The organism is Methyloprofundus sedimenti (genome assembly GCF_002072955.1).
GTDB classification, from domain to species: Bacteria; Pseudomonadota; Gammaproteobacteria; order Methylococcales; family Methylomonadaceae; genus Methyloprofundus; species Methyloprofundus sedimenti.
In genome coordinates this window covers 29,438-43,232 of record NZ_LPUF01000001.1, presented here as the reverse complement: position 1 = coordinate 43,232, position 13,795 = coordinate 29,438, and the positions used below count along the sequence as shown (strand labels likewise).

Below are 13,795 nucleotides of genomic sequence, written 5' to 3'. Positions count from 1 at the left end.
GCGTTAAATGGCTTTTTTACTGCGGTATAGGATGAACATGCCAATTATAATATAAGGAATACTCAGTATTTGCCCTGCACTGAGCCAGAAATCACTGTCGTAGTTAACCAGGCTGACTTTGTAAAACTCCAGGATAAAACGGCTACTAAATATCAGTATCATAAACCAGGCGCATAACTGGCCATGTAAGTCGAAAGTCCTGTTTTTCTTATATAAATACAGTAAAAATACAAAAATCCCCGCATAGCTAATGGCCTCGTAGAGTTGTACCGGGTGGCGCGGAACAGTGTCTATGCGCTGAAAAATAACAGCCCAGGGAATATCGGTAGCTATGCCGACAATTTCCGAATTAAAAAAATTGCCTATACGCACCAGAGAGCCACTTAAAGATCCTGCTATAGCGGCCCTATCCAGAATCCACCAGTAATCAAAAGGCGCTTTACGTTGATAGATATACAGGGCAATCAATACCCCAAAAACGCCACCATGACTGGCTAGGCCGCCTTCCCATATGGCAAAGATCTTGAGTGGTTGCGTAAAATAATAACCCGGGTTATAAAATAAAATATGTCCTAGTCGCGCACCAATGACTGCACCACCAACACAATACCATAGCAGGCGATCGACATCTTCTGTGGAACCTAATTCCCGGGCATAAACCCAGTGCATAAATACATAATTACTCAGTAAAGCCAGAGCAAACATCGCGCCATACCAATGAATGCGAATATGTTTAAAACTGGCTAAAACAGGATCGAAATCCCAGATAAAATAGTCCATAGCGTGTTAGTGTGTGAGTTAGATCTCTGCTTCCCATGCTCTGCGTGGGGACCAGAAGTAAATTATTCCACTGCAAAATCAACAATCTCTTTGAGCATCTTGTTCATTTGTTCAGCAAAAACATTGAGTTTCGGATTATCGGTATCTGTAGGAATCAAATGGGTGCGCACTATGGTTTTGCCATTATATTGATAGGTAACAATATTGCATGGCATAAAGCGTATCGCGTGAGGTGACATCAGTAAAAGCGTTTTTGCATGCGTCAGATTGCAAAACTGCACAGTATCATAATCAGGGAAGTTTTTTGTGCCACGGTCGCGAATTACTTTGCCTACACGACTGTGCCCTGTTATTCTGAAATTTTGCTCTGAAATAGCAATTTCTAATTCAGCCAGTACATCCGCATAAGGCTTGTCTGTTTCAGCCTGATAAAAAGGTACAAATTCACCTTTCGGTGTTTGCGCGCAGCCGATGATCATCAGTACACTGATGCATAGCAGTAAATGAAAGTATATTTTTGAACTGAAAAGTATCATGATTTATTTTAGCATTTGTAAATAAACAAACCCAAGGAGTGGATGTTATTTAAATAGCAAATAGCGACTGTGGTAAAATTTGACGAATTATTATTTGTCATAACATAAGCAACTTTTGTAAACTCGATATGTCTGATTCTACTGCATTAAGCTTGCCACCTGGCGAGGATATCATTATTGATTACCATCAACTTGAGCAGGTTTTGGCCAAACTCAGCGATCTGGTAGCAACAAACGGTAACCTGTTTAAGGCTAAATTTCCTGATCAGAATGGCTGGGTTTATAACGTGTGCGACCCAGAGATGGCAAAACATATTCTGGTCACCAATTACAAAAACTATATCAAAGGCGTGGGCATTAAACAGATTAATGTCTTATTAGGTCGGGGTATTATCGTCAGTGAAGGTGATTTATGGAAGCGGCAGCGCAAAATGATGCAGCCGCTGTTCAGTAATAAACTACTGACACACCAACTGCCCTTAATGATCAGTTGTGCTGACAAGTTATTGGCCAGTTGGCAGGATGACATTGAGTCTGGCAAGCCCATTAATATCACCGAATCCATGAGTCAGACGGCACTGGATTTTATTTTACATGCCTTATTTAGTGAAGATTTAGAGCGCATTATTGCCGAAACAGGTGAAAACCCCTTTTTAATGGTTACTGATGATTCTGCCAGAGATTTGCTTTTTGCCAGACGCTTTCGCCAATTGACGCATCTGGTGAGCGATATGATGCAGCGTCGCCGAACAGAAAATCGACAGCCTTTTGATTTGTTAAGCATGGTAATGAATGCGACGGAAAAACGTAGCGGCGATGCCATGCCAGAAAAATTGCAAATTGATGAAATCCTGACCTTAATTATTGCTGGCCATGAAACCACCGCGAGTGTCTTAAACTGGACCTGGTATTTGCTGGCGCAACATAGTGAGATCGAGCAACAGGTACTGGCAGAAAGTCAGCAGTACATGCCGCTTGATGTCATGCCCAGTATGGCGAACATAACGCAACTCACGCTCACGCAACAGGTTCTGGATGAGTCTATGCGCTTGTATCCCCCGGTTTGGGTGCTCACGAGACGGGCGATAGCCGATGATCATTTTAAGGGTATTGATATTCCGGCTGGTACGGATATTTTGATTCCCCCTTATCTGGTGCACCGTAATCCTGCTTATTGGCCTGATCCGGAAAAGTTTGATCCGCAACGCTTTAGCCCGGAAAATAAAAAAAGTCAGCATGTCGGTGCCTATTTACCTTTTGCTATCGGGCCCAGACGCTGTATCGGTGATAGCATGGCCATTCAGGAAATGGCCGTGCATATTAGTCGGGTTATTCAAAAGGTACATTTTGAATTAGTGCCAGGGCAAACCATAGAACTGGAGCCTTTAGTTAATTTAAGGCCCAAGCAAGATATATTTTTTCATGCAACTTATAGATAAATATAACATGAGCGCAACATCATTCCCCGCTACACTAACTGAAGCACTACAAAATACTGCCAAGGGTAATAAAAGTATTACCTATATAAAAGCTAAAAACGATGAACTGACGATAAGTTATGCAGAGTTGTATGACCGAGCCTTGCATTTGTTATATCAATTACAGCAAGCGGGTGTAAAGCAAGGGGATGAATTAATCTTGCTGGCAGAAAACAATGAACAGTTTGTGGATGTATTCTGGGCTGCAATATTGGGCGGGATTATTGTTGTACCTCTAAATGCATCAAGCCAGAATACAGCGCATAAACGGGTCTTGTCTGTTTTTCAAAAATTAAATAAGCCTTTTATCTGGACTTCGGCAGACGCATTGCAGCAATTACTCAAGTATGCCGATGAGTGGCAACAAGGTGCGTTAAAACCACATTTACAAGCACAGTCTTTACTGGCCGAACAACGAATGCCTGATCAAAATAAGGCGAATCCAGCCGAGATTAAGCCCCAAGATACTGCCTTTATCCAGTTTTCTTCAGGCTCTACCGGAGAACCTAAAGGCGTAGTTTTGACGCATCACAATTTAATGAGCAATATTCGTTCAATCCTGATTGGCAGTAAAGCCACAGAAGATGATGTTAGCTTAAGCTGGATGCCTTTAACCCATGATATGGGGATTATTGGCTTTCATTTATCGCCCTTGGTCTTAAATACCGATGTTTATTTAATGTCATCGGAATTGTTCGTGCGTCGGCCAAATTTATGGCTGGATAAAATCAGCGAAAAAAAGGCCACAGTCTCGGCATCGCCTAATTTTGGTTATCAGCACGTCTTGAAATATTTCAAACCAGAAAAGCAGTCACATCTAGATTTGTCAGCTTTACGCTTGATTTTTAATGGAGCAGAGCAAATTTCTGCTGCGCTGTGTCGTGAGTTCAATGCAACATTAAAACCTTTTGGCTTTAAAGAAAACGTGATTTTTCCTGTTTATGGACTGGCAGAAGCTTCATTAGCCGCCGCTTTCACTGAGCCAGCTGCAGCAGTGCAATCGATCTTTATTAACCGCCAGCATTTACAACTGGGCGATCATATTATTCTCAGTTCAGAACAGCAAGAGGATAGCCTGGAAATGGTCTTATTAGGTAGTGCAGTGAGCGATACCGGGCTGATTGTTGCGAATGATGCAGGACAAGAGTTAGCTGAACTCACGCTAGGGTATGTGTTAATTCGCGGAGATAATGTCACTCAGGGCTATTATGACGATGCCGAACTGACTGCGGCAACCATTAATGCGGAGGGTTGGCTGGATACTGGGGATATAGGTTTTATTTACCAGGACCAGTTGGTGTTAACCGGGCGCTTGAAAGACCTGATTATAGTCAATGGTCAAAACTACCATGCGCATGATTTAGAGCAATTATGCGAAACATTGTCTGAAATGGGAGAGCAAAAAGCTGCAGCATGCACCATACCCGGTGATAATGGTGAAGCATTAGCCATGTTTGTCACTTACAAAGGCGAACTGGATGATTTTATCCCTCTCGCTAATGCGATTCGTGCTGTTTTGGCAAAAGATGCAGGTATAGAGGTGGCAGAAGTGATCCCGGTGTCTGCGTTTCCTAAAACGACCAGTGGCAAGGTGCAGCGTTTTAATTTATCCAATCAATTTATTGCTGGTGAATTCGTCGCGACGTTAGAGCAACTGCATCAGTTATCCATGCCACAAGCTGATTTGCAGCAAAGTGAAGCCGGGTCTATAGAGCAGCAACTCATGCAGATATGTAAGGAAGTGATGCCTGAACGCCAGATTGTGCCTACCGATGATTTATTTGAAATAGGTATTAGTTCATTGTCTTTAACGCAAATTCATGAACGTCTGGATCAGCTTTTTCCTGACCAGATAGACTTAACCGATTTGTTTGATTACCCCAGTATCAGCGCTTTAGCCAGTTTTCTGGAGCAACAATCTGTAGATAGGGAGTAGTTGTTTTGAAATTATTTTTAAATACATTATTGATGCAAAAACTCGCACCTACTGTAATAGGTATGTATGTCAAGGTATTGCATAAAACCTGTACTGTACATATAACAGGCGCGGAACAGTTGCAAGCGTACATAGATGCACAGCAGCCGATGTTGCCTTGTTACTGGCATCAGCAAATGACTTTTGCCATCGACTTTTTGTGGGGTTTATGTCAGCAAGGCGTTAAAGCCAGCGTACTAGTCAGTCCGTCAAAAGACGGAGATATAGGTAATGCCGTTTTAAAAAAACTGGGTGTCGGTGTCTTGCGTGGTTCAGCGCATCGTACCGGAGCTGTGGCTATGCGTGATGTTTATTTAACCATTAGCAAAGAAAAATGCAGCGTAGGCGCTGCAGTGGATGGCCCTTTGGGGCCGGCTCGCGAAGCAAAAATTGGCGTAATTACTCTGGCTCAACTCAGTGGTGCACCTATAATCCCCATTGCGAATGCCTGTAATCACAAGATACATTTGAATAGTTGGGATAATTTTTTTCTTCCATTGCCTTTCAGCACGATACATACAGTTATTGGCAAGCCGCTTGAGGTGGAAAAACGCATGTCGACTGAGCAGATTAGTGAGTTGCAGCAACAACTTACTGATCAGCTTAATCAACTCAGCCTACAGGCCGAACAGCAGTTTGATTGATTGCTTAGACGAGATTGCTTAAACCTAGAAACCGCAGTTGAGTATGGATTTTGTGGGAAATCTGAGTGTGCAAGATAAAGCACGGTTCGCAGGCAATTGCCGTAGCCCTTGGCAAGAGCAGTCACGCGGTATCTCGTACGCAGATTTATCCACAATACTGTGAAGCGGAGTATAGTAATCCAGCTGGTGACAAGCATTATATTTTATATTCTGTCGCATACAGTGTTTTGTAGCGGTCAGCTGCGGTTTCTAGGTTTAATGAGCCGGGCTTGATGTTTCAACGTCATTTTGCAGATCACAAACAATCAAGTTTGTCGGAGTTTTAAATAATACTCATTATTATCCGGGGGATACAGTATTCTGGTCTAATGAAAAAAAGCGCATTCTCGAAGTCTAATCAGGCTGGCGTGGACAGATTTTTTTATGATTGCATGAGACAAGTAAAAACATGCAGGAATCAGGAAAGTAAAAAAGTATTGCTGAGGGTAATTAGAAGGGAAAAGCTAAAGTGGGGGAGGATGTATTTCTAAGGTTCGTGAAAACGGATATTACTGTTATTATTGATGGTGCGAGAGGGGTTACGGACGCAATGCCATTAACCCCAGCTCGGACTTTTATCAAGAAAGCAACAGATTAAAATAGTGTTTTAAGCTCTGTAAATGCTTTTTCTGCCTTACCTAAATGATCTTCACCAGTTTGCATATCAGATTTTTTGAATGCTGATCTGGCTTTTTTAAGATGTGCATTAGCACGAACGCGCGCTATATCAATTTTATCACTGGCATTGATTTCTTTGCTTGCGGCCAGTGCTGCTTTAACATGAGTATTAACTGTAGGGCCATTTTCTCCGTTCTCAACTGCTTTCATTGCCATAGCAATATGACCTAAAACAATATCAATAGCTTCAGTAGGGCCAAAACAAGTTCTTCCATCTTCACAAGCAACAGCAGTTGTTGAAAAAGAACCTAAAGAAAGCGTTAGTGAAAACGCAATAATAGCACTTTTTAATAATTTCATATGTAAACCTCATTGTTGTTATTTTAAATAACACGTTACCATCTAAATAGCTTCATGCCAAAGTTAATTTTAGCACAACTTGTATGTGTATTGCATGATGATAATTATAATTAATCAATTGAATTGAAGAGACCTTGACTGGAAGAAAGTCTGAGCGGTTGTGTTTATTGCAACTAACGCTTATTCCAATACTTGATAAATCAAACAGATAGTTTTTTTTCAGGTTAATTTGGGCGCTATGAATAGGCTTTACGCCTTTGCTCAATTACATTTGGTTGATTTGGCTTTTTCGTTAATCTGATTCTTTTTCAAGCATTATTTTTAGCAGCGTTGGTATTCGTTTCCCTAAAGTTCTTATTGCCATTTTTTTGTTCGTTACTTGTTTTTAGCGCCACGATTTCCAGACGCTATTTTTCTTTTAAATTTTTGCTGACTGTTATTGTTACTCCTGGGCTGGCGAGCTTGGGCTTTAGGTTGATTGGTATCACTCAACAATACCGGCTCATAGCCTGTGTCAGCAACTCTCGGAATTTGTTTGCCTAATAGTTTTTCGATTGCAAATAATAAATAGGCTTCTTCGGCAGCCACCAGGGAAATAGATGCTCCATCTGAACCTGCTCTACCGGTGCGTCCAATACGATGTACATAGTCTTCAGCCATTGCAGGCAGGTCAAAATTAACCACATGCGGTAATAACTCAATATCCAGGCCACGCGCTGCGATATCGGTAGCGATAAGCGCGGTAACTTTATTCGCTTTAAAATCTGCAAGTGCTCGCGTTCTCGCGCCCTGGCTTTTGTCGCCATGTAAAGCTGCGCAGCGGATACCATCTTTGATTAATTGCTTGCATAGGCGATCAGCTCCATGTTTGGTTCTGACAAATATCAATACTTGTTGCCAGTTATGATGCCCGATTATCCATGAAAGTAACTCACGTTTAGATTCCTTTTTGATGCCATAAACAAGTTGAGTGACGGTATTGGCGGCAATATTTTCTCTGGCGACTGCGACCTCAACAGGATCAATTAATAATTGATCGGCCAGGATTTTAATTTCTTTAGAGTAAGTCGCTGAAAACAGCAGGTTTTGTCGTTGTCCGGGTAATACTTCTATAAGCTTGCGGATATCTTTAATAAAACCCATATCCAGCATACGATCTGCTTCATCCAGCACAAAGAATTGCACTTGCGATAAATCTACTTGTTTTTGATACAATAAATCCAGCAAGCGTCCTGGAGTGGCGACCAGAATATCGGTACCTTTTTGCAGGCGCTGGATTTGCACATGGGTACTGACGCCACCAAAAACCACTTCAGAAAATAAAGGCAAATGTTTGCCATAGGTTCTGAAACTTTCATAAACCTGCATGGCTAATTCGCGCGTCGGCGTGAGAATTAAAGCTCTGATAGGGTGTGGCTTGCTAGCAGGTGGTTGCTTATGTAATAGTTGCAGAATAGGCAAAGCAAAGCCGGCTGTTTTACCAGTTCCCGTTTGTGCACCAGCAAGTATATCTCGTCCCTGTAAGATTACTGGAATGGCTTGTTCTTGAACGGGAGTCGGATTGTCATATCCTTGTTCGGCAATCGCTTTAAGCAGAGGAGCAGATAAATCTAATTGATTAAATGACATATAAATGTTTTTATGTGTTTCGGTAAGTCACATGGTAGCAGAATTAATATATGAATAAACAATCAGGTGTTTCGGGCGTCATTCTTGCAGGCGGTTTAGCAAGGCGCATGCATAAACAGGATAAAGGCTTGGTCCCATTTAATAATAAAGCAATGATTACTTATGCCATACAGGCAATAACCCCTGTTGTGGATGAATTATTTATTAATGCCAACCGTAATATTGAGCAATATCAGCAGCTTAATTATCCGGTGATCTCTGATGTGAACGATGATTTTGCCGGGCCTTTGGCTGGCGTTTATGCGGCTTTAAATGCCTGTCGTCATGATGTTTTGCTGGTGATACCCTGTGATTCTCCTTTTATAACAGCGAAGGGTTTGCAGGCTTTGTTAAATGAGCGTGAGCATTGTCAGGCAGATATTGCCGTGGCATTTGATGGTGAACGTATACACCCGGTTTTTATGGCGATTAAAAGCGCGCTTAAAAAAAGTCTGCAAGATTATTTAGCACAAGGTGAACGTAAAATAGATCGCTGGTTTGAGCAACACCACTGGATAAAAGTAGACCTTAGCGCCAACCCAGAGTTTTTTTCTAATATTAATACGCTGGAACAATTGGCTGATTTAGCTACTCAGGAACGATGATGCGACCAGAAATGACTGATGCGGGTTTAAGCGTTGCCAAAGTCGTCATTGGTATTGATGAGACCGGTGCTGAAAGGAGTATCAATCTAGTGGGTGAACGAGCGATGACTATTTATGTGGATAAGCAGGAAATTGTTACTTTAATGACCATCGGCTCTCATCCTGAATTATTAACCCTGGGCTATTTAAAAAATCAGGGTTTTTTTGAGCAAATAAATGAGATAAAGGCTGTACAGGTAGACTGGGAAACCGAATCAGTTGCTGTTGTGACAGTAGGGAAGCAAAGTGATTTTTCTAAGCAGATGGAGCGGCGCACGGTAACCACAGGATGTGGGCAGGGAACCGTGTTTGGACGCTTAATGGAAAAGTTGCAGAAAATTCGTGTGCCTGAAAATCATGTACGCCAATCGACCTTATATGCGTTGTTAGACTCGGTCAGATTGCATAATGAAGTGTATAAAATGGCGGGTGCCGTTCATGGTTGTGCTTTATATACAGCAGATCAGCTGGAAATATTTGTCGAAGATGTAGGCCGGCATAATGCAGTAGATGCCATTGCAGGGCATATGTGGCTGAATGGCGTATCAGGCGATAATAAAATTTTTTATACTACAGGGCGATTAACCTCGGAAATGGTCATTAAAGTTTCGCAAATGGGTATTCCGGTTTTACTTTCACGTTCAGGAGCGACACAAATGGGTCTGGAAATGGCTCAGTTATCCGGTGTCACCTTGATTTCACGATCAAAGGGTAAGCACTTTATGGTATTGAATGGTGCACAGAATATCGAGTTTGATCAGTGATACTGTTTTTATAGGCACAAGTCCCCACACAACATAAAAAAGAGCTAGAAAAAACAATGTCTATTATTCCGCTGATTAAAGCTGCATTTAACGCGAGTATAGAGAATATATTTTCCTGTGTCAGCTCTGAGATTAGGATAAAATTACGCAACCAATTGAATAATATTACACAACATGCAAGGTCAATATGAGCATAAAATCAGATACATGGATTCGTCGCAAAGCACTGGAACAAGGTATGATTGAGCCTTTTGAACCGGGGCAGGTTAGAAATTCACCTCAAGGTAAAGTTATCTCTTATGGTACATCAAGCTATGGATACGATGTGCGCTGTTCAGATGAATTTAAAATATTTACCAATATCAATTCTGCGATTGTCGATCCCAAAAATTTTAGTGATGGCAGCTTTGTCGATGTAAAGTCTGATGTCTGTATTATTCCGCCCAATTCATTTGCCCTGGCGAGAACGATCGAGTTTTTTCGTATTCCGCGTGATGTGTTAACCATTTGTTTAGGTAAATCGACATATGCGCGTTGCGGGATTATTGTGAATGTCACGCCATTAGAGCCTGAATGGGAAGGTCATGTGACGCTGGAATTTTCCAATACGACACCGCTCCCTGCAAAAATATATGCGAATGAAGGGGTTGCGCAAATGTTGTTTTTTGGCGGAGATGAAGTCTGTGAAACCTCTTACAAAGACAGAGGGGGGAAATATCAGGGACAACAAGGTGTAACATTACCAAGAGCATAAGCAGTCCATGCTCGGCATTTTTATAGAATGCACGACCTCGCATGGACGAGGTCTGCTATACCTTTATTGTAATTTTTTGGGAGCGGGGTAAATTGACGGGGGCATTTGAATAAAAAATCCATGTTCCTCAATGCCCTTGATGACATCCGCTGCTTTTTCACGCGCAAGTAAGCGCTCGGGCGTGATATCCAGTTCCATGACAAATACAGGAGGCCCAATACTTTTAAGTATGGCCTCCGGAACATTTGAAAAATCATCCTGCTTAGCTATATACAAATACAACTCATCTTTTTTGCTACTTTTGTAAATAAAACATTGCACAGTATTAGCTCCTTAACGAATAAAAAATGCTATTATCGCATCAATTTACTATGAATGAACCCACAATAGATCCTGATAATTTTTTTAAAACGGCGTGTTATTTTGAAAGTTCTTTGGTCCTGGTTGCAATCGCAATTGGCTGGCTGGTAGATATTAATCCGTTTGAGTTTATTGTATTTAATGAACAGGCCGTTATTAATGGCATTATGGGCACGTTGCCATTATGTTTGATTTTTATCGCATTAAATCAGCTGCAGCTGGAATCCTTACAAAAAATCAAGCAGGTTTTACATTCAACACTGGGCCCCAGTCTACACAAGCGCCATTGGGCTGATTTATTTGTTTTAGCGGCTGTCGCCGGCATTTCAGAAGAAATTTTGTTTCGCGGCGTGATCCAGCCCTGGATGGAAAACTCATGGGGATTAATGGCTGGTTTACTGGTCAGCAGCGTCATCTTTGGCCTGGTTCATGCGGTGACAGCCTTATATTTTATTATGGCAACAGCAGTGAGTATTTATCTGGGTTTATATCTGGATTATGACAATACAAGAAACCTGCTGACACCTATTATTATTCATAGCTTATATGATTTCTTTGCATTTGTGCTTATTTTGTATAGCTATCGACTGGAGCAACAAAAAGGTAACTAAATGGCTATATCAGAACAACAATTACAAGCCGACCTTTTAGCGGCAGGTGTTATTCGGGCGGTCGCTTTGATGAGCCTAATTGCGCTAGTCGCTATTTGTCATATATATGGCGATAAAATACAAATAGGCATGGATGAGCAATCACGAATTTTTATTAGAACGGTACTTTATGTCGTTGCAATTATGACATTCCCGGTAATGAAATTTATACGCCATGTTTTAGTGCGCTTAAATCAAACGGCAAAAGGAAACAGCACCCCCAAATCTCGCTATTCAGTGACGATTATAATTTCCATGGCAATTGCAGAAAGTATCGCAATGTACGGTTTTGCAATGTACGTACTAGGTGATGGTTATAATACGCTATACATATTTACTATTTTATCTGCCTTGGCGATGTATATATATAAGCCAAAAGTCGAAGAATATCAGACTATTGTTGAGCGTATCAGTCATGCCTCATTATCAGGTGGTAGCGGTAGTCCGGATTAAAATAAATAACAGATTCAAAAAAACTAATTTCTACACTGTAAAAATACAGGTCTAAAAATTAAATCAATACCAGAAACATACTTTATTTTCTGTAATCGTCCGGGTTAAGTTTATATTTCTTGAGCTTGTTGTAGACAGCACGGGTCGATATCTCCATACTGGCTGCAATTTGTTTAATATCGCCCTGAAATTGTTGTAAAGAAACTTGTAAAAATGTCCGTTCCACCTTTGTAATTGCTTGTTCTTTGAGTTGTTTCCAGTCAATCAATTTACTGCTGGACTCATTGATATCCAGCTTTAATTCTGTTAGTACAGTTCCTGTCGTAAATAATAAACTGCGTTCCAGCGCATTCTCCAGCTCACGTACATTTCCTGGCCAGTGATATGCCTGAATTTTCTGCATGACGGCAATACTAATTGATGTCACAGACTTATTATGCTTCTTATTCATGCGTTGTAAAATTAGATCAACCAAAGCAGGGAAATCTTCTTGTCTTTCAATCAGTGGCGGTATTTCTAATTTAACGACATTGATCCGAAAGTACAAATCCTTACGGAACTCCCCTAGCTCCACTTTATCCTGTAAATTTACATTGGTCGCTGAAATCAGGCGTACATCGACCTGTATTGCTTGTTTTCCTCCGACTCTTTCCAGCTCACCTTCCTGAATTACCCTTAGTAAGCGTGTCTGTGCAGCGGGTGATAATGAATCGATTTCATCCAGAAACAGCGTGCCACCTTCCGCTCTTTCAAAAACACCTTGATGAACTTCTACCGCACCGGTGAAAGCGCCTTTTTCATGTCCAAACAAGGCACTTTCCAGTAAACTTTCAGCGATTGCTCCGCAATTGATAGGTACAAAAACTTTATGGCTGCGAACGCTCATAGCATGTATGGCGCGTGAGACCAGTTCTTTACCCACGCCTGTATGCCCTTCGATCAATATAGTTGCAGATGTGGGAGCAATCACTTCTATTGATTTTAAAACCTTTTGCATTCCTTTTGAATTAGCAATAATAAGTGGTGGCTGATGCTTTTTAATGTGTTGAGAGCTTTGTTTGCGCCAGATTTTCAGCATATTTTCTTCAATCAGCGTCTGCAGTGCTGTATAGCTCTGCTCGTGTTCAGTGTCATTGCTGTTATCCCGATACTCAGTTCCCTTTTTGTTTTTTGCGATCTCAGGATTGAGATGAATATTAACTTCACAGCAGCCATCATTCTGAGCGATGCTTTTAGTAATCTCAACTTTGGCATAGCCAAAATTGCGTGCAGCTATACCGCCAAATACACTGGAAGTCATTCTGCATAATTCGGGAAAGTTGGCTACTTTTTCACCAAAAGGGCATCTAGTGTTATAAACCGCGATACTATCTTGATTGCTAGATGATAGTGAGAAATTGCCACCAATATTATTTTTAAGCCCCAAAATTAATTCAATATAGCTTTCTATATGTAGCTTTTCCTTTTCGTTACCGCACTCGTTTCGATAAACTTCTTCAAAAAAACGGCCTGCTGTCAGGGCGATATGTTCAATTAACTGCTGCGGTTGTTCCTGCCCTAATTGTTCACTAGCGTGCATCAGTTCGATGATAAAAGTTTGCAGGAAAGCAATGGGCGTTAAATCAGAAAGCGTGCTATCAGCCATTAGTAATCCATGAAGTTAATTTTCTATGATTGAATCATAACTTCACAATTTGAGCAAGTGGAAAATTATAAGGCTTGGTATTATAAGTAAAATGAGGGTGGTATAGAATATGCTTGTGCCTGCTGATAAACCTAGAAACCTTTTTCAGACCCGCATTCGCCAAGTGAATATGTCGACTGGGCAGGTAATCGTGATCGTGAACCGATTTGAAAGACAATCTGCCTGAAGATCCTGATCATATACTAGAAATGGTGATGGTAGCAGGATGCACATTAATGTCTTTGCTCCACAATGTGACTATTTACACTTTTACCCATCAGACAAGGATATTGAAGTTGTTGATAATATCAAAAACCGAAGTATTGAACGGGCTAATGACAATGTGGGTAATCAGTAACAAACTACCCAGTTCAACATTCCCACAGCG

Annotated in this window: 15 protein-coding genes; 9 read left to right on the top strand and 6 right to left on the bottom strand. The window is 41.2% G+C overall.

What is annotated here, in order from left to right:
- Window positions 1-3: 3 nt before the first annotated feature.
- Together lgt and AU255_RS00195 are read right to left on the bottom strand one after the other, a co-directional pair.
- Window positions 4-780 (bottom strand): prolipoprotein diacylglyceryl transferase, encoded by a 777-nt coding sequence (lgt, locus tag AU255_RS00200; RefSeq protein ID WP_080520997.1) that lies wholly within the window; start codon window positions 778-780, stop codon window positions 4-6.
- A gap of 62 nt (window positions 781-842) precedes the next feature.
- Entirely contained in the window at window positions 843-1,316 is a 474-nt protein-coding gene (locus tag AU255_RS00195; RefSeq protein ID WP_080520996.1) for a DUF302 domain-containing protein, read from the bottom strand.
- Window positions 1,317-1,444: 128 nt separating this feature from the next.
- Between AU255_RS00195 and AU255_RS00190 the strand changes: the two genes are divergently transcribed.
- From AU255_RS00190 to AU255_RS00180, 3 genes are read left to right on the top strand one after another with little or no spacing between them, the layout of a single operon-like run.
- On the top strand, window positions 1,445-2,755 hold the full coding sequence (locus AU255_RS00190; protein WP_080520995.1) for a cytochrome P450: 1,311 nt from the start codon (window positions 1,445-1,447) through the stop codon (window positions 2,753-2,755).
- Between the two features lie 7 nt (window positions 2,756-2,762).
- A complete protein-coding gene (locus tag AU255_RS00185) occupies window positions 2,763-4,730 on the top strand; it encodes a non-ribosomal peptide synthetase (RefSeq protein WP_158083013.1) in 1,968 nt (655 codons plus the stop codon).
- A gap of 5 nt (window positions 4,731-4,735) precedes the next feature.
- Complete coding sequence (locus AU255_RS00180) at window positions 4,736-5,413, top strand: lysophospholipid acyltransferase family protein (RefSeq protein WP_080520993.1); 678 nt, start codon at window positions 4,736-4,738, stop codon at window positions 5,411-5,413.
- Window positions 5,414-6,046: 633 nt separating this feature from the next.
- Here the strand turns inward: AU255_RS00180 and AU255_RS00175 are convergent.
- Together AU255_RS00175 and AU255_RS00170 are read right to left on the bottom strand one after the other, a co-directional pair.
- Window positions 6,047-6,430, bottom strand: coding sequence for a hypothetical protein (locus AU255_RS00175; protein ID WP_080520992.1), 384 nt, complete (start codon window positions 6,428-6,430; stop codon window positions 6,047-6,049).
- Window positions 6,431-6,805: 375 nt separating this feature from the next.
- Complete coding sequence (locus AU255_RS00170) at window positions 6,806-8,059, bottom strand: DEAD/DEAH box helicase (RefSeq protein WP_080520991.1); 1,254 nt, start codon at window positions 8,057-8,059, stop codon at window positions 6,806-6,808.
- A gap of 50 nt (window positions 8,060-8,109) precedes the next feature.
- Here AU255_RS00170 and mobA point away from each other — a divergent pair, with 50 nt between their 5' ends.
- From mobA to dcd, 3 genes are all read left to right on the top strand, one after another.
- Complete coding sequence (mobA, locus tag AU255_RS00165; protein ID WP_080520990.1) at window positions 8,110-8,703, top strand: molybdenum cofactor guanylyltransferase MobA; 594 nt, start codon at window positions 8,110-8,112, stop codon at window positions 8,701-8,703.
- Window positions 8,700-9,506: a formate dehydrogenase accessory sulfurtransferase FdhD gene (locus AU255_RS00160; RefSeq protein ID WP_080520989.1), complete on the top strand. Its 807-nt coding sequence runs from the start codon at window positions 8,700-8,702 to the stop codon at window positions 9,504-9,506. Before mobA ends, AU255_RS00160 begins: the two co-directional genes overlap by 4 nt.
- A gap of 187 nt (window positions 9,507-9,693) precedes the next feature.
- On the top strand, window positions 9,694-10,260 hold the full coding sequence (dcd, locus tag AU255_RS00155; RefSeq protein ID WP_080520988.1) for a dCTP deaminase: 567 nt from the start codon (window positions 9,694-9,696) through the stop codon (window positions 10,258-10,260).
- A 63-nt stretch (window positions 10,261-10,323) separates the two neighbouring features.
- Here the strand turns inward: dcd and AU255_RS00150 are convergent, their stop codons facing one another.
- Window positions 10,324-10,581, bottom strand: coding sequence for a YcgL domain-containing protein (locus AU255_RS00150; RefSeq protein ID WP_080520987.1), 258 nt, complete (start codon window positions 10,579-10,581; stop codon window positions 10,324-10,326).
- A gap of 50 nt (window positions 10,582-10,631) precedes the next feature.
- Here AU255_RS00150 and AU255_RS00145 point away from each other — a divergent pair, with 50 nt between their 5' ends.
- Together AU255_RS00145 and AU255_RS00140 are read left to right on the top strand one after the other, a co-directional pair.
- A complete protein-coding gene (locus tag AU255_RS00145; RefSeq protein WP_080523235.1) occupies window positions 10,632-11,231 on the top strand; it encodes a CPBP family intramembrane glutamic endopeptidase in 600 nt (199 codons plus the stop codon).
- Entirely contained in the window at window positions 11,232-11,723 is a 492-nt protein-coding gene (locus AU255_RS00140) for a hypothetical protein (protein WP_080520986.1), read from the top strand. It abuts the gene before it with no gap.
- An 82-nt stretch (window positions 11,724-11,805) separates the two neighbouring features.
- On the opposite strand, the gene AU255_RS00135 is transcribed toward AU255_RS00140, so the two are convergent.
- Window positions 11,806-13,368 carry a sigma 54-interacting transcriptional regulator gene (locus AU255_RS00135; protein WP_080520985.1) on the bottom strand — a complete coding sequence of 521 codons (1,563 nt, stop codon included), beginning with the start codon at window positions 13,366-13,368 and terminating at the stop codon, window positions 11,806-11,808.
- Between the two features lie 265 nt (window positions 13,369-13,633).
- Here AU255_RS00135 and AU255_RS20980 point away from each other — a divergent pair, with 265 nt between their 5' ends.
- Window positions 13,634-13,765, top strand: a complete 132-nt coding sequence (locus tag AU255_RS20980; protein WP_269844749.1) for a hypothetical protein — start codon at window positions 13,634-13,636, stop codon at window positions 13,763-13,765.
- Window positions 13,766-13,795 lie beyond the last annotated feature (30 nt).